23 protein-coding genes and 1 pseudogene are annotated in these 21680 nt (G+C 68.9%); 14 read left to right on the forward strand and 10 right to left on the reverse strand.

The genetic code is table 11. The features are described 5' to 3' along the window. Nucleotides 1-46: 46 nt before the first annotated feature. Nucleotides 47-208 carry a hypothetical protein gene (locus AC3ERS_RS09665; protein ID WP_157119503.1) on the reverse strand — a complete coding sequence of 54 codons (162 nt, stop codon included), beginning with the start codon at nt 206-208 and terminating at the stop codon, nt 47-49. Nucleotides 209-404: 196 nt separating this feature from the next. Here AC3ERS_RS09665 and AC3ERS_RS09670 point away from each other — a divergent pair, with 196 nt between their 5' ends. The 5 genes and pseudogenes from AC3ERS_RS09670 (at nt 405) to AC3ERS_RS09690 (ending at nt 3225) form a co-directional block, all read left to right on the forward strand. Beyond that, complete coding sequence (locus AC3ERS_RS09670; protein ID WP_431965711.1) at nt 405-1229, forward strand: DUF72 domain-containing protein; 825 nt, start codon at nt 405-407, stop codon at nt 1227-1229. 48 nt (nt 1230-1277) lie between these two features. Then, nucleotides 1278-1526, forward strand: a pseudogene (locus tag AC3ERS_RS09675) (DMT family transporter); the annotation flags it as partial. Nucleotides 1527-1532: 6 nt separating this feature from the next. Further along, complete coding sequence (locus tag AC3ERS_RS09680) at nt 1533-1877, forward strand: DMT family transporter (RefSeq protein ID WP_431965713.1); 345 nt, start codon at nt 1533-1535, stop codon at nt 1875-1877. 54 nt (nt 1878-1931) lie between these two features. Then, nucleotides 1932-2693, forward strand: coding sequence for an enoyl-CoA hydratase/isomerase family protein (locus AC3ERS_RS09685; RefSeq protein ID WP_431965715.1), 762 nt, complete (start codon nt 1932-1934; stop codon nt 2691-2693). 25 nt (nt 2694-2718) lie between these two features. Continuing rightward, a complete protein-coding gene (locus AC3ERS_RS09690; RefSeq protein ID WP_431965717.1) occupies nt 2719-3225 on the forward strand; it encodes an SLOG cluster 4 domain-containing protein in 507 nt (168 codons plus the stop codon). A gap of 2 nt (nt 3226-3227) precedes the next feature. Here AC3ERS_RS09690 and AC3ERS_RS09695 read toward each other — a convergent pair whose 3' ends face one another. From AC3ERS_RS09695 to AC3ERS_RS09705, 3 genes are all read right to left on the reverse strand, one after another. Further along, nucleotides 3228-5081, reverse strand: coding sequence for a DUF4153 domain-containing protein (locus tag AC3ERS_RS09695; RefSeq protein WP_431965719.1), 1854 nt, complete (start codon nt 5079-5081; stop codon nt 3228-3230). Between the two features lie 92 nt (nt 5082-5173). Beyond that, entirely contained in the window at nt 5174-6106 is a 933-nt protein-coding gene (locus tag AC3ERS_RS09700; protein ID WP_431966163.1) for a HAMP domain-containing sensor histidine kinase, read from the reverse strand. Between the two features lie 125 nt (nt 6107-6231). Further along, complete coding sequence (locus AC3ERS_RS09705) at nt 6232-6948, reverse strand: response regulator (protein ID WP_431965721.1); 717 nt, start codon at nt 6946-6948, stop codon at nt 6232-6234. Between the two features lie 251 nt (nt 6949-7199). On the opposite strand from AC3ERS_RS09705, the gene AC3ERS_RS09710 reads away from it, so the two are divergent. The 4 genes from AC3ERS_RS09710 (at nt 7200) to AC3ERS_RS09725 (ending at nt 10703) form a co-directional block, all read left to right on the forward strand. Beyond that, nucleotides 7200-7397, forward strand: a complete 198-nt coding sequence (locus AC3ERS_RS09710; RefSeq protein ID WP_431965723.1) for a hypothetical protein — start codon at nt 7200-7202, stop codon at nt 7395-7397. 175 nt (nt 7398-7572) lie between these two features. Further along, nucleotides 7573-8184 (forward strand): nucleoside deaminase, encoded by a 612-nt coding sequence (locus AC3ERS_RS09715; protein WP_431965725.1) that lies wholly within the window; start codon nt 7573-7575, stop codon nt 8182-8184. 378 nt (nt 8185-8562) lie between these two features. Next, on the forward strand, nt 8563-9963 hold the full coding sequence (locus tag AC3ERS_RS09720) for an FAD-binding oxidoreductase (protein ID WP_431965727.1): 1401 nt from the start codon (nt 8563-8565) through the stop codon (nt 9961-9963). 59 nt (nt 9964-10022) lie between these two features. Further along, a complete protein-coding gene (locus AC3ERS_RS09725) occupies nt 10023-10703 on the forward strand; it encodes a S1 family peptidase (protein ID WP_431965729.1) in 681 nt (226 codons plus the stop codon). A 40-nt stretch (nt 10704-10743) separates the two neighbouring features. Here the strand turns inward: AC3ERS_RS09725 and AC3ERS_RS09730 are convergent, their stop codons facing one another. Next, a complete protein-coding gene (locus AC3ERS_RS09730) occupies nt 10744-11529 on the reverse strand; it encodes a helix-turn-helix domain-containing protein (protein ID WP_431965731.1) in 786 nt (261 codons plus the stop codon). Nucleotides 11530-11970: 441 nt separating this feature from the next. Between AC3ERS_RS09730 and AC3ERS_RS09735 the strand changes: the two genes are divergently transcribed. The 5 genes from AC3ERS_RS09735 to AC3ERS_RS09755 all read left to right on the forward strand — a co-directional run bounded on the left by AC3ERS_RS09735 (nt 11971) and on the right by AC3ERS_RS09755 (nt 16483). Then, nucleotides 11971-12792, forward strand: a complete 822-nt coding sequence (locus AC3ERS_RS09735) for a hypothetical protein (protein ID WP_431965733.1) — start codon at nt 11971-11973, stop codon at nt 12790-12792. A gap of 62 nt (nt 12793-12854) precedes the next feature. Continuing rightward, nucleotides 12855-13637 carry an SGNH/GDSL hydrolase family protein gene (locus AC3ERS_RS09740; protein ID WP_431965735.1) on the forward strand — a complete coding sequence of 261 codons (783 nt, stop codon included), beginning with the start codon at nt 12855-12857 and terminating at the stop codon, nt 13635-13637. Between the two features lie 136 nt (nt 13638-13773). After that, nucleotides 13774-14301 carry a hypothetical protein gene (locus AC3ERS_RS09745; protein ID WP_431965737.1) on the forward strand — a complete coding sequence of 176 codons (528 nt, stop codon included), beginning with the start codon at nt 13774-13776 and terminating at the stop codon, nt 14299-14301. Nucleotides 14302-14721: 420 nt separating this feature from the next. Further along, nucleotides 14722-15291, forward strand: coding sequence for a copper chaperone PCu(A)C (locus AC3ERS_RS09750; protein WP_431965739.1), 570 nt, complete (start codon nt 14722-14724; stop codon nt 15289-15291). Beyond that, on the forward strand, nt 15284-16483 hold the full coding sequence (locus AC3ERS_RS09755; protein ID WP_431965741.1) for a Dyp-type peroxidase: 1200 nt from the start codon (nt 15284-15286) through the stop codon (nt 16481-16483). Before AC3ERS_RS09750 ends, AC3ERS_RS09755 begins: the two co-directional genes overlap by 8 nt. 50 nt (nt 16484-16533) lie before the next feature. On the opposite strand, the gene AC3ERS_RS09760 is transcribed toward AC3ERS_RS09755, so the two are convergent. From AC3ERS_RS09760 to AC3ERS_RS09780, 5 genes are all read right to left on the reverse strand, one after another. After that, the gene (locus tag AC3ERS_RS09760) at nt 16534-16884 is read right to left on the reverse strand and encodes a hypothetical protein (RefSeq protein ID WP_431965743.1); all 351 of its coding nucleotides are present in this window, start codon (nt 16882-16884) and stop codon (nt 16534-16536) included. A gap of 323 nt (nt 16885-17207) precedes the next feature. Further along, nucleotides 17208-19409 carry a serine/threonine-protein kinase gene (locus AC3ERS_RS09765; protein WP_431965745.1) on the reverse strand — a complete coding sequence of 734 codons (2202 nt, stop codon included), beginning with the start codon at nt 19407-19409 and terminating at the stop codon, nt 17208-17210. Nucleotides 19410-19748: 339 nt separating this feature from the next. Beyond that, on the reverse strand, nt 19749-20150 hold the full coding sequence (locus tag AC3ERS_RS09770; RefSeq protein WP_431966165.1) for a nitroreductase/quinone reductase family protein: 402 nt from the start codon (nt 20148-20150) through the stop codon (nt 19749-19751). Nucleotides 20151-20492: 342 nt separating this feature from the next. Beyond that, nucleotides 20493-20888 (reverse strand): VOC family protein, encoded by a 396-nt coding sequence (locus tag AC3ERS_RS09775; RefSeq protein ID WP_431965747.1) that lies wholly within the window; start codon nt 20886-20888, stop codon nt 20493-20495. Between the two features lie 405 nt (nt 20889-21293). Further along, entirely contained in the window at nt 21294-21596 is a 303-nt protein-coding gene (locus AC3ERS_RS09780) for a GlcG/HbpS family heme-binding protein (protein WP_431965749.1), read from the reverse strand. Between the last annotated feature and the right edge of the window lie 84 nt (nt 21597-21680).

Raw genomic sequence — 21680 nt, forward strand, 5'->3', positions numbered from 1 at the left:
CGGAACTGTCCGAGCCGACCCTGCCATCGGCCACGACGAGCGCGCTTCAGGCGCCGTAACGCCTGCGCTGTGCGTCCTCGGCGATGAGGCGCAGGCAGGTGTCGTGCTCGGTCTCCGCGGGATAGCGTTCGTTGCGCAGCCGCAGCATCGCCTGCGCCACATCGATGCCCAGTACGCTCGACAGCCGCACGGCATCGACCTTCGACATGTGATTCCTCCGATTGAACTCTGTTGAAAAGCGAATGATCCGACCATGACGTACCCGAACCACGGGCCGCCGAACCCTCGGAGATATTGCCGCGTACGGATTTCCGGCTCACAACCGCCCCCGGCACGTCCGCCCTCCGCGTTCGGATCGCGCTTGTCCGGCACGCTCCTGCGCAACGGATGCCACCATGGATGCCATGGGCGACATCCGGATCGGCACCTCTGGATGGGTGTATCGACCGTGGCGCGGCGTGTTCTATCCGCAAGGGCTGACCCAGCGGCTCGAACTCGCCTACCTCGCCGAGCGACTGAACAGCGTCGAGATCAACGGATCGTTCTACTCGCTACAGCGACCGTCGAGCTACCTGCGCTGGGCCGCGCAGACACCCGACGACTTCGTGTTCGCCGTGAAGGGCAGCCGCTTCATCACCCACATGAAGCGGCTGCGCGACGGCGACACGCTGCTGGCGAACTTCCTCGCCTCCGGCGTGCTCGCGCTCGGCCCCAAGCTCGGCCCGATCCTCTGGCAACTGCCGCCGACCATGCCGTTCGACCCGGAACTGCTCGCCGAGTTCTTCGCACACCTGCCACACAGCACCGCGCGGGCCGCCGACATCGCGCGCCGTCACGATCACCGCGTCGGCCCGGCCCACACCGCCATCGACGCGGACCGCCCGCTGCGCCACGCGCTCGAGATCCGGCACCCCACCTTCGTCACGCCGGAGTTCCCAGAATTGCTGCGCGCACACGGAATCGCACTCGTCGTCGCGGACGCGGCGGGCAAGTATCCACTCCTGGAGGACGTCACCGCGGACTTCGTGTACGTCCGGCTGCACGGGCACGACGAGCTCTACGTCAGCGGATACACCAATGCCGGACTGGACATGTGGGCCGAGAAGATCCGTGCGTGGGCGTGCGCCGGGGACGTGTACGCCTATTTCGACAACGACGCGAAAGTGATGGCGCCGCGCGACGCGCTCGCCCTGCGCGCCCGGCTCGCCGACGCGACCGAGTCTCGATAGACGCCACGCCGGCATCGAAGGCAACGTCGCGGTGCATCGCTCGCCGAGTCCCGCGGTTTCCGGCGTCTCGTTCCCACCCTCGTTTTCGCGGCGGCGCTCGCCGCCAGCATGCTCGGCCTCGCGTTCGCCATGGGCAGCCTGCCCACCGGCACCGCCTACGCGGTGTGGGTCGGCGTCGGCGCGGTGCTCACGGTCGTGTGGGCCGTGGTCACCGGCAAGGAGCGGGCGAGTCTGGGGCGCACGCTGCTGCTGTGCGGGCTGGTGGGCTGCGTCGCGGGCCAGAAGGCGGTGAGCTGAGATGCCGTGAGCGCGGTGTTCGAGGCCGTGTGGGCGACCGCGCTCGGCATGTCGGCCGGGTTCTCGCGACCGGCGCCCACCGCGGGGTTCGGAATCGCCTTGGCCGCCAGCATGATCGGGCTGGCGCTGGCCACTTGGCGGATCCCGATCGGCGTGGCCTACGCGGTCTGGATCGGCGTCGGCGCGGCACTCACCGTCGGCTATGCCATGGCCACCGGCGCCGAGACCGTCTCGGCGGGCAAGATCGGCTTCCTCGCGGGCATCATCGCCTGCGTCGTCGGCCTGAAGTTCGTGAAATCCCCTCCCGCGCGGTCCCGCCCGCGGCCTTCCGCACACGAACACGCCGACTAGGGTGCGACAGACGCCGGCGTGGCGTGCACGGCGGTGTGAACACGGAGGTGACCCATGAGCGAGCGAGGCGAAGGCATGAGCGACGACCTGGTTCTCTGTTCGATCGACGGCGCGATCGCCACGGTGACGCTGAACCGGCCCGACAAGCTCAACGCGCTCACCGCCGACTCCTTCGACCGACTGCGCACCCACCTGGAAACGCTCGCCGCCGACGACACCGTGCACGTCGTCGTGCTCACCGGCGCGGGCCGATCCTTCTGCGCGGGACACGATCTGGCCGCGCTCGCCGAGGGCGACGCGCTCGCGCACCGGTTCCGCGAGGCGGAGACCATCGGACTGCTCGAGGCCCTGCCGAAACCCACCATCGCCAAGATCCACGGGCACTGCTTCACCGGCGGCCTGGAACTGGCCCTCGGCTGCGACCTGCTGGTGGCGGCCGAATCCGCGCAGCTCGGTGACACGCACAGCCAGTGGGGGCTCGTTCCGCTGTGGGGCATGTCGGTGCGGCTGCCCGAACGAGTCGGCATGTCCAGGGCCAAGGAACTCAGCTTCACCGCCCGCAGGCTTTCGGCTGCCGAGGCGGCCGACATCGGGCTGGTCGACCACTGCGTGCCCGACGCCGAGCTCGACCGGCACGTCGCCGATCTCGCCGCCCGCATCGCCGCGAACTCGCCCGGCTCGAACCGCATCTACAAGGCGCTCTACGCCAACACCCGGTCGATGGACCGGGCCGCCGCGTTGCGCGCCGAAACCGAGATGACATTCGGTTTCCCGGACGACGCCGCCGCGCGACTCGCCGGAGGAACCCGCGGCTGACCACCGCACCCGGCAGACTGTCGGTATGGCAGCGCTGACGATCCGCCGCACCCACGCCAAGCAGGTCGCCGTGTGCGGGCCCACCGCGTGCACCCGCGCCGACGCCGCGAACGCCACCGAGGTCGGCAGATTGCTCGCCGCCGCGGGCGCGACCGTGCTGTGCGGCGGTGGCGAAGGGGTGATGGCCGCCGTCGCCGACGGCGCGTCGCGGGCGGGCGGGCTGGTGATTGGAGTGCGCCCCGATCTCGACCGCGACGCGGCCTGCCCCGGTCTGTCCGCCGTGCTGTTCACGAACATGGGCGAGGCGCGCAACGCGATCCTGGTGCGCTCGGCCGACGCGGTGATCGTCATCGGCGGCTCCTGGGGCACCCTGTCCGAACTGGCGCTGGCCCGCCACCGCGGCGACATCCCGGTCGTCTCGCTCGGCGGCTGGCAGATCCTGGACGCCGCCGGCGAACCCCTGCGGGCCACGCTCACCGCCACCGACCCCACCGACGCGGTGCGGCTCGCGATCGGCACGCACAGGCGCTGAGTTCAGCGCGCGGCGGCGCGGGACAGATTCCAGCTCTGCCAGGTGTCCGCGGGCAGGTCCTCCCGGATCGGTGCGAACACCTCAGCCCGCATCGGCTCGGGAAGCCGGTCGAGCGCGGGCAGGACATCGGGCGAGAGTGTGCTCAGATACTCCGTGTCGAGCCGCTTTCCGTCCACCCAGCGGTCGATGTTGCGCTCGGCGACCAAGCGTTCCGGATTCAGGATCGCCAGCGCCAGCAGTGTCGCGAGGGCCGTGCCGACCGCGGCGCGCGGCAGCCACGCGCGGCGCAACCGGACCACTGCGGCGAGCACGAGCACGTAGATCAGCCCGAGCCACAACTCGCTGACCTCCACCAGCAGGCGAAGCACCGTGAACCCGTAGGCCTGCTGATAGATCCACATGCGGCCCAGCGCGGACGCGACCAGCACCAGCGACAGCGTGCTCACCGCGCCGAGCAGCGCGCGCAACCACGTCCGGTCGCGCGCCGAATCCTGGGCCGCCCACCGCAGCACCGCGAGGATCACCGCCAGCGCCAGCATGGTGACGATGGACAGCTGCCAGAATCCGCTGCGCGCGTACTCCGCGTAGGTGAGGCCCGCGGTCTCCTGCACGTAGTCGTCGCCGCCGAACAGCGCCGCGAACTGCGCGGCGACGAACGCCGCGAACAACGCCGTCAGCGCGCCCACCGGCAGTGCCCACTCCCACCGGCTCAGCGTGCGACCCGAAACCGCTTCGCGCGCCGCCGAATCCGCCGACATCGGCGGCCCGGCCAGCAGGAACATCGCGGCGACGCAGCCGAGTGCCACCGCCCCGGAGACCAGCGTCCACCGCACGAGCGGCTCCGCTTCCACCGTGGGTACCAACCGGTCGAGCATCGAGCCGAACGTCGCATCGGCGCTGCCGAGCAGCGGCGCGAACACCGCGAGCAGCGCGATGGTCGCGCCCACCGACAGCCCGGCCCGCCACGTGCGCGCCGTCCGCACATCGGGCAGGCGACGCGCGCCGTCGTACACCCACAGCGCCGCAGACACCGTCTCCAGCGGCACCGCTATCGCGTCGTACCCGAGGCCGTGCACCGACCGGCGCGGCACCACCGCCAGCGAACCTGCGATCACGGCGGCAAGCACGCACAGCGCGAACAACCATCCCGCCGCCCGCACCACTCCCACCGCCAGCAGTGTCAAGGCGAGCGCGGTCCACCACAGCCGCGCCGGATTGCGGCGCAGCAGAGCGAGTATCGAACGGTCGGCGGCTTTCTGTTCGGCACCCTGGCGCGCACGGCGATCGACCTCGAACACAGCGCCCGCGGCGATCACACCCGCGAGAACCCACCCGATGCCGGGACGATCCCACGGAATCGTCACCGCCGCGGCGACGCCTGCGACGGCCGCGGCGGGGAGCACCGCGCGCGGATAGTTGACCTTGCGCCATCGGGGTATCGGCGGTGGGCCGAAGCGCACGGTGACCGGCGTCATCGGCCGGGGCATGCCGTCGTGCGAATTCGACGAGGTGGCAGGATCTTTCGAGACGGGGTCCGCGGGTTTCTCGGGATTGTCGACCGTCTCGGATGTCTCGGTGTGGGTGTCGGCGATCGACGCGACCTTCCCCTCGGCCTGCGTGCCTCGAGGAGCGACGGTCTCGGCGTCGGCGGAAATGCTGGCGGATGTCCCGCTCTTCGGTGCCACGGCCTCTGCCGAGGCCGCCGCCTCGCTTTCGGTCACCGTGGTCCGAGATTTCGGCACGCCGGTTTGCGCGCCGATGGATTCGGCGGCACCGGGTGCGGCCGAAGACGTCGGAACACCTTCTTTCGATGACGAATCAGACGAATCGTTCCGTTCGGTCTGTTCTTTGGTCATGTTCCCCTCCGTCTTTCGGGTGTGCGTGATCGCCCCGGGACCTCGTGGCGGTCCAGGTTGCGGTGGATGGATTGCCGGTCGGGTCCGGCCCGTCAGGGGGCGGGCAGGACCACGCGGATGCGGGAGCCTGGGTCGGCCACGGCGATGGTGCCGCCGTGCAGGTCGACCAGCCAGCGGGAGATGGCGAGACCGAGTCCGGTGCCGCCGCCGTTGCTTCGCCCGCCGCGGGTGAAGCGATCGAAGACGGCGGCCCGTTCCGCGAGCGGGATGCCCGGCCCCTCGTCCTCGACGTCGATGAGGAGTTCGCCATGCTGCGCGCGGGCGGTGATCCGCACTTCACCGCCCGCCGGGCCGTGCCGCGCGGCGTTGTCGAGCAGGTTGATCAGCACTTGATGCAGACGTGCGCGGTCCGCGTCGACGCGCGCGCTGCCGGGCTGGACGTCGGCGCTGAATCGCACGCCGCGGCCGAGCGCCGCCGCCATCACCTCGGCCTCGGCGACCACCTCGGCGAGTAGCGGCGCGACCGGCAGGTCCTCGCGGTCCAGCGACCGTGCGCCCGCCTCGATGCTGGACAGGTCGAGCAGTTCGGAGACCAGCAGCCCGAGCCGTTCGGTCTGCGCGAGCGCGGTGCGCAGGGTGCCGGGATCGGGTTCGGAGACACCGTCGACCAGGTTCTCCAGCACCGCGCGCAAGGCGGTGATCGGTGTGCGCAACTCGTGCGAGACGTTGGCGATGAGGTCGCGGCGCTGCTGGTCCACGGCCGCGAGGTCGGCGGCCATCCGATTGAACGCCTCGGCCAGCTGACCCACCTCGTCACGGGAACTCGCTCGTACCCGGCGGGTGTAATCGCCCTGGGCCATGCGCTGGGCGGCCGCGGTCATCTCACGCAGCGGCCGTGTGATACCGTGCGCCAGAACCTGCGAGGTTGCCAGGGCGATCAGAACCGCGGTCAGGGTCGTGCGCGGCGGCAGCCAGCCGATCTGGAAGCGGAAGAACGCGAACGCGACACCGCCCGACACCACCATCAGGATTGCCAGCTTCAGCTTGATCGACCGGATCGGATCCAGCGGCCGCGGCAACACTTCCGCCACCACGTCAGCGAACTCGCGGCAGCGGCGAGCGAGAAGTTCGGACCGCGAAGCGTCGGAATTCATCGCGCCTCCAGGGCGTACCCGACGCCGTGCACCGTGCGAATCAGGTCCGCGCCGAGCTTGCGCCGCAACGCCTTCACGTGGCTGTCGACCGCGCGGGTGCCCGCGGCATCGGCCCAGTCCCACACCTCCTCGAGCAGACGTTCCCGAGCCAGCACCGCGCGCGGCCGCCGCGCCAGCCGGACGAGCAGCTCGAATTCGAGCGGGGTCAGTTTGGCTTCGGCCTCGCCGCGCCAGACGCGATGCTGCTCCAGATCGATGCGCAGATCACCGACGACGATCGCGGCGTTCTCCCGGTCGGCGGCGCGCTCGACGCGGCGCAGCAGAGCGTGGACCCGCGCCGCGAGAACGCGCAGCGAGAACGGTTTCGTGAGGTAGTCGTCCGCGCCGACGCCGAGACCGACCAGCTGGTCGGTCTCGTCGGTCCGGGCGGTCAGCATGAGCACCGGCACTCCGCGCCCGGCTTGGATGCGCCTGCACACCTCGAGTCCGTCGAAGCCGGGCAGCATCACGTCCAGCACCACCAGGTCGGGCTCGCTCGCCTCGACCGCGGCCACCGCGCCTGGGCCGTCGTGCGCCAGTTCGACGGTGTACCCCTCCGCCCGCAGCCGCGCGGCGACGGATTCGGCGATGGTCACCTCGTCGTCCACCACCAGAATCCGCCGCGCCGCGTGCCCGTTGGCCGCGACGCCGCGCTCGACATTCCGAAGCTCCATGCTCGGAACCCTAACCACCCGCTGTGGAGAGCAGTGTCGGCAATTGTGGAGATTCCGTGCGCGCCACCACGAAATGTTCGAAAACCATTCGAACAGATTCTGTACTTGCAGATGTGCTTACAGCTGTTCTTGCATCTCGCTCCTGGTCGACCTAGGCTCTCCGATGATCGGGGCGATGCGCCCGCCTGACCTCCCGATCGAGCCCAATTACGTGATACGTCAAGGTGTTTCACAAACCGAGGAATTCCACAATGGAGAGCAATTCCAGGGGCCCGGTGATCGTCGGCTTGGTCGTGGTGGTGCTGATCGCCGTCATCGTCGGGCTGGTGGCGGCAATCTGCGCCAGGGCCGCGAGCAACCCGGTTCCGAAGGCCATTCTCATCGGCGGCGGGGCGTTCGTCTCCGCGGCGACTGTCGGAATGATGGGACTATCGCTGCTATACGGCTAGGCGCAAGCCCCCATGGCGGCACCGACCTGGCGTGCCTCGTCATCAAGCCCTGACCCTCCGCGACGGGAAACCCAAGGTGGAGCCCGTCATCCGGAGGACTCGAACCGGCAATGGCCCCGCAATCGATCGTCTCTAGCCTGGTCGTGAGCAGCACCGCCGAGGAAAGGGGAGCGCCGTGGACGTCTCGCGGATGCCCTGCTCGTATGGGGCGCGGTTACCGGAATGGGTGATCGAGGAACTGGCCGCCGCGCCCGCGACACTGCCCACCGATGCCGATCGCATGGCGCTCGCGCACCGCCTCGCCGCCCGCAATCCCGTGGAAGGCTCCGGCGGGCCGTTCGCGGCCCTCGTCGTCGACACCGATTCGGGAGAGTTGCTCGCGGCCGGGGTCAATCTGGTGCTCGACAGTCGCATTTCCGCAGCGCACGCCGAGATCGTCGCCCTGTCGCTCGCGCAGACCAGGGTCGGCGGCTGGGACCTTGGCGCGGCCGGATCGCCCCGGCGGGAACTCGTGGTGAACTGGCGTCCGTGCGCGCAGTGCTACGGCGCGGTGCTCTGGTCGGGTGTGCGACGGCTCGTCATCGCGGGCGAAGGCCCGGAGCTGGAACAGCTCACCGGGTTCGACGAAGGCCCGATGCGCGCGGACTGGTCCGAGCAACTGGAACTCCGCGGCATCGCGGTGACCTCCGGCGTGCTGCGCGAGCGGGCGGTCGAGGTGTTCGGCGAGTACCGCCGGATGACGGTCGAGCGCGGGCTCACGGTGTACAACGCGCGCGGCGCGGGCTGACCCGACCTTCGCGACCGTCCCGAGACCGAACCGTGTCCGCGCCGCAACGGGACGACCGGGTCCGGTCTCGGCATCGCCACGCCCGCCGCCGACGGCCGCCGGGACCGACCGGACGAGCGAGCCGCGCCGCGCGGTACACCGAACCCATTGGTAGCCAGCCATTTACCGCGCGCATCAGCCTGCACTGCCACCGGCCCGATCCCCCACGACACCCCTCCGCACCGAGGCGCCCGCCGCCCCGAAAGGCCCCGTCGCGGCCGGATTGCATCTCGGCATCGCTCTCGACAACCACGCCAACCCCCGCATCCGCGCGCGTAGCGTGACTGACCCGACCGAAGTTTGCCGACACGATGCCCACGCCGGTGACACGGAGGCGATATGACCACGCACTCTCCTTACGCAGCCGCTGCGGACCTGCGGCACCAGTTCGCTGGTTCGGTGCTGACACCCGACGATCCCGGTTACGACGCGGCGCGGACGATCTTCAACGCGATGGTCGACCGCAGGCCCGCGATGATCGCGCAGTGCACCGGCACCGAGGACGTCCGCGCCGCGCTGGCCTTCGCCGACCGCACGGGTCTGGAGGTGGCCGTGCGCGGCGGCGGCCACAGCGTCGCAGGCGCGAGCCTCACCGAAGGCGGACTGGTCATCGACCTGCGCGGCATGCGCTCGGTCACCATCGACCCGAACGCGCGCACCGCCGTCGTCGAGGGCGGCGCCACGTGGTCGGACTTCGATCGCGCCTGCCAGCCGCACGGCCTCGGCACCACCGGCGGCCGGGTGTCGAGCACCGGCGTGGCCGGGCTGACCCTGGGCGGCGGCTCCGGGTGGTTGGAGCGCAAGTTCGGATTGGCGTCCGACAGCCTGCTCGCCGTCGACCTCGTCACCGCCGACGGCATCGAGATCCACGCATCCGAGGACGAACATCCCGACCTGTTCTGGGCGCTGCACGGCGGCGGCGGGAACTTCGGGGTGGCCACCCGACTCACCTTCGGGCTGCACCCGCTGCCGGTGACCTCGCTGGCCCTGTTGTTCTGGGAAGCCGAGCACGGACCCGACGTCCTCGCCGCCTACCGCGACCTCGTCGTGCGCGGCGTCACCGAAGACCTCGGCGGGGCCGTCGCCTACCTGACCGGACCACCGGAGGAGTTCGTCCCCGCCGAACTCCAGGGCAAGCGATTGGTGGTGTGCATCGGCATCTATGCGGGCACCGCGGCCGAACTGCGCGACGTCCTCGCGCCGATGCTGGCGCTGAAACCGGACGGCGAGCTGCTCACCGAAATGCCCTACTGCGACATCCAGTGCGCGCTCGACGATCCACCGGGCCTGCGCAACTACTGGTCCGGCGAACACCTCACCGCCCTGCCCGACGAGGCACTGCGACGGTTCGACGAACAGGGGATGACCATGCTCGTCCCCACCGCCTCGCAGAGTCTGCTCCTGCCGTGGGGCGGCGCCGTCGCGGCCGGCGCGCAGAACTGGCCGCAACCCCACCGAAGCGCCGCGTGGGTGGTCCATCCGTTCGGTCTGTGGGAGGACGCCGCCGACGACGCGGCGGGCATCGCATGGGTCCGCGACTCCATCGCCGCGATGCGGCCCTTCTCCACCGGATCGGTGTACCTCAACTTCATCGGCGACGAGGGGATGGACCGGGTGATCGCAGGCTACGGCCGGGAGAACTATGCCCGGCTGGCGTCCGTCAAGCTGGAATACGACCCGCGCAACGTCTTCCACCTGCATCACAACATCCACCCCGCGGCCGCGGCCCGACGCTCATGAATCCGGCGCCAACGCAACAGGTCCGGCCCACAACGCGACGGTCGGGTGTCACTCGCATCGTGCTGACCGCGGTGTCCGCGATGCTCATCGCCATCATGTCGCCAGGGCGCGCGTCCGCGGTCGAGCCCGCCGTCCTCGGCGGCGGATCGGGCATCGTGCTCGGCCAGTCGGCGGCCTGCACGCTGACCACGATCGGCTACGACAACGCCGGGCGTCTCGTCGGATTGACGGCCGGACACTGCACCATGCCGGGCATACCAGTGCGGGCCGAGCACGCGCCCTGGGTGGGCCCCGTCGGCACCGTAGTACAGGTCGACCGCTGGGACGACTATGCCGTCATCGAGTTCGACCGCGAACGCGTCGTCCCGCTGCGCAGCGTGGGCGGGACCGTGATCGCCGACATCGGCGGACCGCCCGCGCCGGGCACGATCGTCTGCAAGAACGGACGCACCTCCGGCCACGGCTGCGGCGTCGTGTGGGATCAGAACGAGGAGTGGTTCCGCAATCAGGTCTGTTCGCAGCCAGGTGATTCCGGCGGGCCTGTCACGGTCGGTGATCGCCTGGTGGGCATGAACATCGGCCACACGGGCGTCTCGGCGTTCGGGGTGACGGTGTTCGACGTGGCGTGTCAGCATCCCCAGGTGGCGGTGCACGATCCGGCGGTGGCGACGCAAATCGGCAAGGTGCTCCACGATATCGATCGGGCGGGCGGGCCCGGAGCCGGATTCGAGCCGTTCTGACCGATCCTCCGGCGTCCATCGCTCAACCGATTTCGATCGGCTACGGCAGGCGGGTGCCGACGAAGAACTGGATACGGCCGGGATAGTTTCCCGAATCCAGGCGAAAGACTTGGACGGCGACGCGATCGGCCCGGCCGGTGGCGGGGTCGGCGATCAGCATTTCCGGTCGATCGCGCCCGTAGGCGACATTCCCCTCGTGCCACAGCCGGCGAAAATCCGGATACTCCGCCAACTCGGCGAGCACATCGCCCGGCCATGTGGCCTCCGGTTCCTGTCCGGACAGCCCGCGCAACCAGTGCACGAAAACCCGGGCTTCCGCCTCCCATTCGACCAGCACGCCGCGGGCGATATCGCTGCCGAACAACCAATGCAGCAGACTGACTTCAGCGTCGATTCCGGGAAAGGCAGCGGCGAAAGAATCGTTGCACGCCAGCACATTCCAGCGGGTGTCGAGATAGGCGGCCAGCGTCGGTTCGTGCAACGTGAGACGGTGCCGCATATCCGAGGAGATCTCGGCTCGCAACGCGTCGACGCCCGGATAGTCGATGGTGCTGAGCCCGGCGAGATCGAACAGGTAGCGGAGTTCCGCTCCGCTGATCGCGCGGATGTTCCGCAGGTAACGCACCAGCGCTTCCACCACCGAACGGGTGGGATTCGCGCGCACGCCGTTCTCCAGGTGACTGATATAGCTGGTGCTGACCCCGGTTTCGAAGGCGAGCTTTTCCCGGGAGATCCGGCGCTCGTCGCGTAAACGACGCAGCACGCTGCCGAAAGTCGGGAAGGGTAGTTGTCTGATTTCGGCTCCCCCGGCAGGTTGAATCGGCAAGGCGATGCTCCTAGGACAATGGTTCGACGAACCCCGACATACGAACCACAGCGAGGTTCGGCTCCCACTCGCCGACCGCCTCCGGCGATGTTTCCACGCCGTCGTCGAGCTGAATCCCCCAAGCCTGCTGGGCACGCATAATTAAAAGCAAAACGTCCGGTATTCGCAAGACGAGGAGGCTGGTGTTGCGCAACTCACATTCTCGGCGCGAGCCCTTCTAAGACCGTGTGCCGCACCATGTTTCGGCCCTACTCGACTATCGATGACTACCGTCGTCCGGCGACGATTCCCCTGAGAAAGGCATTCTTCGAACCCCCGCCATTCCGATACCAACCGGAGCAGGTACCCGACAGTGCAATTCCGATACCGGCGAGTGTATGGACTCTTCCGCTGTTCTCGATTTGGATCAGTTTGTCGGACGCCATCGAACGGGGAACAGGTATGACGACCAAGAATGACGCACCGGCCCGAGAAATCACCCTCGCGGTCGCCGGAGACATCGTGGCGGGCACCTTCGCGGTGACCGATCGCTACGGACGACCGCTCTGGTACGGCCCGCTCGGACGCGACGCCGGCGGCGGCGAACGCGTGGTGCCCGCGACGATCGCGGCCCTGCACGGCATCCGGCTCGCGGCGCAAGCCAGAACCGCGGCCGGAGTCGCGCACGCGAGGCTTCGCCTGCTCGTCTCCTCCCGCCAGGTGGACGCACGCAGGCTCACCGAAGCCGCCGCGAGCGGGGAGCTCGATCTCGACCTCGTCGTCGAACCCGACAACCCCGCCCACGCCTGGTGCGCCACTTACGGCCGGCTGGAATGGGATCCGACCACCGTGGCCGAGCTCGTCGAATACGTGGTGCGCCCGGCCGGGCCGGAAGATCTCGACGACACCCTGCCCTTGCGCGAGGCCCTCGAACGCCTGCTGTTGGACCATTGCGTCTTTCACACCGACGACAGACACGCGATCGCCGCCGCCGTGCACCTCGCGGTCGACGCTCCGCCGACGCCGCCGCGGGACGCGGACGAATTCCTGCTGCGATTCGACGCGGGCTGGCTCGGCACCGCCTGGGAAGGACACGACGTGGAACTGTCGCTGCTCGACACGCTCGCCCGGGGCGCGAACCCGGCGCTGTCCTGGTGCGAACTCATGTTCATCACCGCCCTGGCGCCCTGGTCCACCGCCGAGCCCGCGGTGCACGGACGTGGCCTCTTCGCACACACTCCGGAGCCCCGCGCTGGAATGGCCCGAACCCTCCCGCGCTCGTAGGATGTTGCTGCACCGGAGGTGACCGGTGCGCGCGCGTCGCCGCCTACCTGCAGGAGCCGAACGTGGACACCGGATCCGCCCCCTCCTACCACCGCTTCGTCGCGCTCGGCGACAGCCAGACCGAGGGCATCGGAGACCCCGACGGCGCGGGCGGACACCGCGGCTGGGCCGACCGCTTCGCCGCACTGCTCGGTGCAGGCACGCCCACCCTGCGCTACGCCAACCTCGCCATCCGCGGCCGCCGCGCCGCCCAGATCCGCGACGAACAACTCGGCCCCGCCGTGGCGCTTCGACCGGATCTCGTCACCGTGATGGCGGGCATGAACGACCTCATCCGGCCGCGCTTCGATCGCGCCGCCCTGCTCGCCGATCTGCACGCCATGTTCGGCGAACTCACCGCCACCGGCGCCCGCGTGATCACCTTCACCTACCCCGACATCGGCGGCGTCGCGCCCTTCGTGCGACCGCTGTCCCCGCGCGTGCGCGAGCTCAACGCCGAGATGCGCCGCCTCGCAAGCCGATACAGGCTCACCCTGATCGATTTCGAGCCCGTCGCCGCCACCACGCATCCGCTGGTATGGTCCGCCGACCGCCTGCACCTGAGCCCGCTCGGCCACGACCTCGTCGCCCGCGCGGTCGCCGACATCCTGACGCTTCCCGGCGCCGACGCGACCTGGCGCGACCCGTTGCCGCCGGTGCGACGCACGGTGGCCGAGACCGTGGCGACCGAATTGGCCTGGACCACACAGCACATGCTCCCGTGGGTCGTCCGCCGGGTGCGCGGCCGATCGTCCGGCACCGGCATCCAACCGAAACGGCCGGATCTGCTGCCGATGCTCGCCTGAGACCGGCGTAGCGGACGACCGGCTGGGCCGTTCGGCCCAGTGCCGGAGTCGCGACGACTGCTGCGCGGGACGGCGTGTCGTCCACCGCGAGGGAGTGTGTCTGGTCGACGACTACGACCGGCGGTAGTATGGGCCGGTGCGTAAACCGGCGGTGGGAGCGACGCGGCTGCGCGGCGCCTTCGTCGGATCCGCCTCGGGGGCGGTCAGCATCGCCGCGCACGCGCTCGGCGGTGGTGTGATCTCGCCCGAGCAGTCGTCGGTCGCCCTGCTGATCGGGGCCTGCGCGGCGGTGGGCGTGCTCGTCGGCTCCCTCCGGACGCGGGCCGGGCTGCTCGAACTCATGGGACTGCTGGCAGTCGGACAGGCCGTCGGCCACACCGCGCTCACGATGTCCCCCGGTCATCACCACGGAGCGCACGCGACCGCGCTGATGCTCCTCGCCCACCTCGCGGCGATTCCCGTGGGGGCGTTGCTGATTCGCGGCGCCGAAGCGGCAGCGGGCAGGGCGGCGTCGAGTGTGCGGCGTGCCGTGCGGGTTCTCGGCGCGATGCCTGTGCCCGCGCTTCGCGCGGTTGTTCTCGTCGCCACGCGCGACGCCGTGATGCCGCGAAAACTGCTCCTCGGCTCCGGGATGGGAACCCGGGGGCCACCGGTCTATCGGTAGGCCTCACACCGCCATCGAGTTCCAGGCGTCGAATATTCGCCGACGCCCCTGCCCGACAAGGGATTTGCCGCCATGTCTGCTGGACGTGGTGAAGGCCGATCCCGTGTGTACTCGCGCTCGCACCGTCGATCCGAGGCAGCTGTCGGCGACGGACGCGCGGTAACTCCAGTCGAGCTGGTTTATGCGGTTCGCGAATCGAGCCGTCCGAAAGCTCGATTCCGAGTTCCGGCCGCTCAGCGACACCACGATGCCCTGTTGTCGCTCGTTGCCGATGAGCTCGGCCGTTCGCGACCGGTCGGCAAATCAGCTGTGTGACAAGACAAAGCGCACGACGACCGGTGTCTGCCGCGCACGAACGCGACGCCGGCCCAGACCGATGGCGGTCCCCTCTCACTTCCCGATTTCGAACGGAGCTTCTCCATGTTCTCCACCAACCGAACCCGCCGCCCCTCCCGCCTACTGCGCGGCACCGCGGCACTCGCCGCCGCTCCCCTCCTGCTGGTCGCCTGTTCCTCCACCGACAGCACGCCCGCCCCGGCCCGGGCCGCCGACGCCGTCACCATCCAGGACCAGTGGATCAAGGCCGCGGACAGCGAGATGTCGGCCGCGTTCGGCGAACTGACCAATACCGGCGACAAGACGCTGACCGTGGTGTCCGCGACCAGTCCCGCCTCCGCCAGGGTGGAGTTGCACGAGGTGGTCGCCGACGCGAGCGGCACCAAGACGATGCGTCCGAAGAAGGGCGGTTTCGTCATTCCCCCGCACGAGTCGCTGGCGCTGGCGCCCGGCGCCGATCACATCATGTTCATGGGGTTGAACGGCCCGCTGCGCACCGGTTCCGAAACTCCGGTCACGCTCTCCTTCGACGACGGTTCGACCATGACCTTCACCGCGCAAGTGCGTGACTTCCCCGGCAACCAGGAGAACTACGTGCCCGACGGCGACCATCACGCGGGCGCGCCCGCACCGACCCACACGCCCGGTGCCTGAGCCGATCAGACCCCGGGGCTTCACCCGCAGGCGCCTCCTCGGTGGGGGCGCCGCTACGGCGGGCGCCGTCGGCCTCGGGGCCGGTGCGGTCGCACTCACCGGGCGCGACACCGGCGCGCACGGGGCCGCGCCTGCGACCGCACCGTTCTATGGGCCGCACCAAGCGGGCATCGCGACCGCACCGCAGTCACACGCGGCATTCGTCGGATTCGATCTGCGACCGGGGCTGGATCGCGACGACATCGCGGGCATCATGAGGATCTGGACCGGCGACGCCGCCCGCCTCACTCAGGGCACCGCGGCGCTCGCCGACACCGAACCCGAGCTGGCGGCGCGCCCGGCGCGGCTCACGGTGACGGTCGGCTTGGGTCCCGCGGTGTTCACGGCCGCGGGTCTGGAGCACCGCAGGCCCGCCTGGCTGCGGCCGCTGCCGCCGTTCACCATCGACCGGCTCGAACCGGTCTGGAGCGACGGCGATTTGCTGCTACAGATCTGCGCCGAAGAGGCCACCGCGGTCGCGCACGCCGTTCGGGTGCTGTGCCGGAGCGTGACCTCGCTGCTCACGGTGCGCTGGGTGCAGCGCGGGTTCCGCGACGCGGCGCCCGGTCAGACCCCGCGCAATCTGATGGGCCAGGTCGATGGCACGGTCAATATCGCCGCGCGAGACTTCGACCGGCTGGTCTGGGACGACGGCGCCGCCCAGCCCTGGCTCGCGGGCGGCACCTCGCTGGTGCTGCGGCGCATCGCGATGGCGCTGGACACCTGGGACGAAATCGACCCGGAGGGAAGGGAACTCACCATCGGGCGCAAGCTCGGCAACGGCGCCCCGCTCACCGGCAGCCGGGAATCCGACGACCCGGATTTCGCGGCCGTCGACGCGCACGGCATTCCGGTGATCCCGCCTTCCTCGCACATCGCTCGCGCCCGCCACACCCACGACGGCGAGCGATTCCTGCGCCGCGGCTACAACTACGACGACGTCCCCGCGCCGGGCCAGACCTCCAACTCGGGTCTGCTGTTCGCCGCGTACCAGCGCGACGTGGACGCTCAGTACCTGCCGGTGCAGCAGCGGCTGGCCGATTTCGATGCGCTGAACGTCTGGACGACGCCGATCGGATCGTCGGTGTTCGTGATTCCACCCGGCGTCCCGGAACCCGGCGGCTACCTCGGGCAGACTCTGTTCGAGTCGTGAGGTTGCTCGGGGCCCGCCGATCAGCGGGCCCCGAGCGCTTCCCGCCTCGATCAGCTCCAGAGCACCGCCACGAACACGTTCACGATGCCCAAACCGCCCGCCGCGTGCGTCATCCAGGGCACGTCCTTGCCCCGCTTGGCATCGGCGCGCCCCATCTCGGCGAACGCGGCGACCAGCACGGAGATCACCAGCTTGACGCCGATCTTCACCATGTTCAGGTCTTTGTCCAGCGAAGCGATCGACTCGGCCATCCCGACCAGGATGATCCCGGTGATGATCTGGGCCCGCGCACCCCACACCATCACCTCGTTGACCTTGGGCTGCCCAGCCGCATACCCGCCGATCACCGCGGCCATACCGAGCAAGTGCGTCACGACCACGACGTTGTAGACGAAATCCATAACGCCACACGCTAGTTCATCCCGCCACCGTCTACTACGCGGTGTCGTGAATTCACTGCCGTGTCGCCGGACCTCCCGCCCTCACATCCGGCCACCGGCGGTGCACCCGTGCGCGATCCGACGCCTGCACAAGGGTGGGCACCATATCCGAGGCGGCGTTGCACACGGTGATTCCGCTCGAGGTCTCAGCTCAGACCCCCGGCAGAATGATCAATCGGCGTGGACTCCGGTCCCGCCCTCGCTGCGCGCGGCGCCCTGCGGTGGGCCTACGACGTGGCGGGCCAGCCGGCGCGATCGGCCAAGCGGGCAGCGTTGTCCAGCGGTCAGGACTGGGGATTGGGCTCCACGATGCGAGCGAGGGCCGCCAGGTCCGACTGCAGGGCGTAGAAGGTGCGCAGGGCGACGGCGAAGCCGATGAGCCCACCGATACAGAGGGCAACGATCGGGGTGGTCACCGCTGCCTGCTGATGTGGAGTCAGGAACATCAGCCCTGCCGGCACACCGATCAGCGGAACCGACGCTGCCACACCCAGATACACGCGGCTGCGTCGGGTCAGCCGATGGAGGCGGATGGCGTCGTCGGGGGAGGTTTGCCCAGCGACGACCAGACCGGGGTAGTACCAGCGCATGACGAAGAAAGTGGCGGGAAAGTACGTGTACACGACCGCCACCGCGGCCGCGACGAGGATCGAGGCGATCAGATTCGCCAGCAATCCGATCGGCATCGGCCCGAGCGACAGGAGCTTCACCACGAAGATGATCGTGGCCAGGGTCCATCCGATGAATGCGACCGCCGCGATTCGGTCGCCGCAGGCGAGGGTGTCGGCGCGCGCCTGCGCGAGGGTGGTCTCGTCGAAGTACCTGCCCTTGCGCAGGCCGTCAGGCACCAGGAAGACCTTGCGGCACCAGTACAGCAGGCCGACGACGGCGACCGGGTAGGCGATTGCCATCACCACGTATCCCAGGTGGGTCATCTGCCCGGCGGCGTTTTCTCCCAGTTCGAGTTCGATCAGCCGGACGTCGTGATAGGACAGGTAGAGCCCGGCCACGATCTGGCCGAATATGCTTGCCGGAATCACCACTGGTATCGGCCGCATGTGCAGCCGCGCCCGCAGGGTGTGTGCGGGCGGGTCGACCAGGTCGCGAGCGGTCCGGTCCTGACTCAATTCCAGTCTCTTGGCCAGTTCGGCGCCGTTGGGGTATCGGTCGGCGGGGTCGGGTGCAAGGCAGGTGAGCAGTGCATGATGCAGTACGGCCGGGCAGTCGGGGGGCACCTGGGCCTCCAGGGCCGCGTCGATGGGCCGGCGGCGTCGATCGATCATCGCTTGTAACGACTGCTCCGATTCGCCGGCCCTGTGCCCATCGTCGAACGGTCGCCGTCCGGTGAGTAGTTCCCACAGAAGCACTGCCAGCGAGTAGAGATCGCTGCGGGTGTCCAGATCGGCGGCAGTAGTGGCCAGGTTGGGGTGGCAGGCTTCGAGCTGCTCAGGGGACATGTAGGCCAGGGACCCACCGAAGTAGGCGACCGGGTTCGCGCCGGGCAGGTGCCGACTGAAGCTGATGTTGAAGTCGGCCAGTTTGGGCTGGCCATCGGCGGCGAGCAGCACATTCGCGGGTTTGATGTCGCGGTGCAGGACACCATGGCGGTTGGCGTAGTCCAGAGCGGTCGCGAGGCGGCTGCCCAGCCACGCGACCGCTTCCGGCCAGGTGAGCCGTTCCAGACCCGCGCGCGCAGCCGAGAGCTGAGGCTCGAGCACGCCGCCGGTCGTGATGGCGGCGTCGATGGCCTCCAGCAGCAGCTTGCCATCGCGTTGGGCCGGTGGACAGCGTCGCAGCAGTCCCAGCACGTCCAGCAAGGTGCCGCCGGGTACGTACTGCATATACATGAGTTTCAGATGCTGTTCGGCGATCTGACGCTGATCGAAGACCCGGACGATGTGGTCGTGGTCGAGCTGGGCCAGCGTCTGTGGTTCGGTACCGCGATCGTGGGAGATCTTCACCGCGACCAGTCGGCTCATCGACCGCTGCCGAGCCAGGAATACGCGCGCGAAGGCACCGCGACCCAGCGACAGCAGCAGATCGAAGTCATCGACGGTATCGCCCGGATTGATGGAGTCGAGAGCGTCGAGCGCCTTGGGCTCGGCCAGCAGCGTGGTACGTGGGCCGCCGACATCGAAACCCTCGGTGATGCGGGCCAGCTGGGTAGGGTACTCGTCCTCGTACTCGCTCAAGTCGACGTCGTTGCGGCGACTGCGGGCGCTGATCTCCTCGTAGACGAGATCGGGCGGCAGCGGGGTAGCGCACAGTTCTGGGAACTGTGCGCGATAGTCGGCAAGGCGCGGCGCGGCGCCGCTACGCCGCCAGCGTTCGTGCAGATCCACTTTGATCAGCTCGATCAGCGCGGTCCGCCGCAGCGCAGGATCGCCCGGCAGGTGGGCCGACAGATTGGGCGGTTCGTTCGATGATTTCCAGTGCTCGGCGAACTGGGCAACCAAACCCGTCAACGCGGTCTGCGTTGCCGTCACGCGACCACCACCGGGTGCGGCCGCGCCGGGGCCCTCATCCATCGTCGCTCGCTTTGAAGTGGTTGACTCGGACCTCCGCACCGAGTGCATCGGATCCTAAGGCGAGTATCGGCACTGCCCCACTAGCCTTACTCCGCTGCTGCCCAGCTGTCCACCCCGACCACGGCCACCGACGAATGTCCACAGTGACCGCCGTGTCGCCGGACCTCCCACCCCCCACATCCGGCCACCGGCGGTGCACCGTGCGCCGATCCGACGCCTGCACAAGGGTGGGCATCATGTCCGAGGCCTGCGCGCATACCCGACACCCGAACCCGCCAGGTGTGCGGCATCCACTACTCAGGCCCGCAGCTCACAGATCACCACGGGGATGTCGCGCGTGGTTCGTTGCTGATAGTCCGCATAGCCCTTGTATGCCGCAATGATCTGCGGCCAGAGCTCCGCCTTCTCCCGCGGACTCGCGGTACGTGCGTGCACTTTGCGCCGACGGCCGAAGATGACCAGCTCAGCGTCAGGGCGCGACTGGAGATTTCGATACCAATCAGGGTTCCGATCGTCACCGCCCTTCGACGCGACGAGCACTACCCGATCGGAGTCGTGCACCGGAGCGGTCAGGTAGCACGACCGCGGAAGCCCTGACTTGCGCCCGGTCGTGTGCAACTCGACCACCGGCATACCGAATGGGTTCGCCAGCAATCTGTTCCCGCTGACCGTGAGGACGAACCGATGGGCAAGGTTCATCAGCTTGGCCCCGCCATCTTTCACCGTGTACTTGTTCACCGCGTGCTCCTTGTCCCGACCACACCGAAGCCTTTCGCAGACCGCCAGAGTCTAGTTAGCGGCGCATACATTACCAGAGGTGTGAGCAGCGCCAACATACATCGAAGAGCACGATGCCAAGCATCGGTAGAGCTGCCTGAACCTACGGTGGACATGCGGTAAGTCCAATCAGGAGATACGCATCGGCGGCCGAAGCCCCGCGTCTCTGTCGCCATCCACGAGAGCGATTCGCCATCCACACTCCGCTCATCGCACGACCCGCGGACGGGCGGCGGAGCCGATGACAGGATGCGCACCGGAGATTCAGCGGTCGGCGAAGATACCTTCGAGCATGCCGGTGGCTTGGCCGATCTCGATGAGGTAGCCGTCCGGATCACGCAGGTAGCAGCGAATTTCGGCTTTGCGGTCGAGGGGCTCGGTGAGGAACTCGGCACCCTTGCGGCGTGCGTCGGCATAGAAGGCGGCGATGTCGGCTACACGTACGTTCAGGAACGCCGAAACGGCATCGGTGGGCTCGGGGGGACGCAGGACGATATCGGGTTTGTCGGGGGTCGGTCCACCGCCGGGGTTCATGATGATCCAGCTGTTGGCGACTTTGACGATGCACGGGTTCTCCTCGAGCACCACCCGGCCGTGGAAGATGTCGGCGTAGAAGGCCCGGGAGCGACCCACGTCGGACACGGTCAAAAAGTGCGTCACCAGTAGTCCCTGGTCAGGGGCAGGGAAATCGGTACCGTTCATGAACGCTGCCTGCTTTCACGGTCGGTCGGTGGAATGCGGTGTGCCATGAACTGCGCCCTCGGATCGCCGGCAACCCCATCGTGCCACGCCACCACCAGCGATTATTGGTGCCACACCGCCATCAATACTCGAGCAGTCGGGCCGTCGACTCGCTATAGGCGATCGCCACGCTGTTCTCCCCCTCCCGCTCGGCGGGTACCACAACATCTCGGCGCCCGGAGCGAAGGGGCCGCCAGCTGGCGAATTTCGGCGGCCGTCAATCCAATTGGGCGACGGCAACTGTGCCGATCTTGTGGTCGGCGATCGAGGAGGCCGCGCCGTATACGCCCAGCGCGCCGATAACCGTGCCGCGGACCCAGATGATCACGCCACCGCCCCGTTGGGCACCAGTGAGTCTGCACCCGACTGCTGCGGTCCACCGACCAGCGGCTGTCCCTGTGGCGTGGCGGTGGTCATGTGCACTGTGTCGAATCCGAGCGCAATGGCCGTGTCTGCCTTGCGTTTTGCGATTTCGGTCGTATACCGAGGTGCGCCGTCCATACACGCGAAGGCCACCAGTTTGCCGCCGGCCTCCACGACCGCAAGCGAGACGGCCTCCCCCAGCTCGGCTGCCGCCTGACGAGCGGCCGAGATCACCGAGTCGGCCTGGTCCAGCGAAATAGCCACGAGCCACTACTCCCTCACCCGCAACATCCATCGGCCCGCTCGTCGGCGGCACCTGCCGCCGGAGTGCACCGTAGATGACGACAG

Source organism: Nocardia sp. bgisy134, assembly GCF_057708325.1.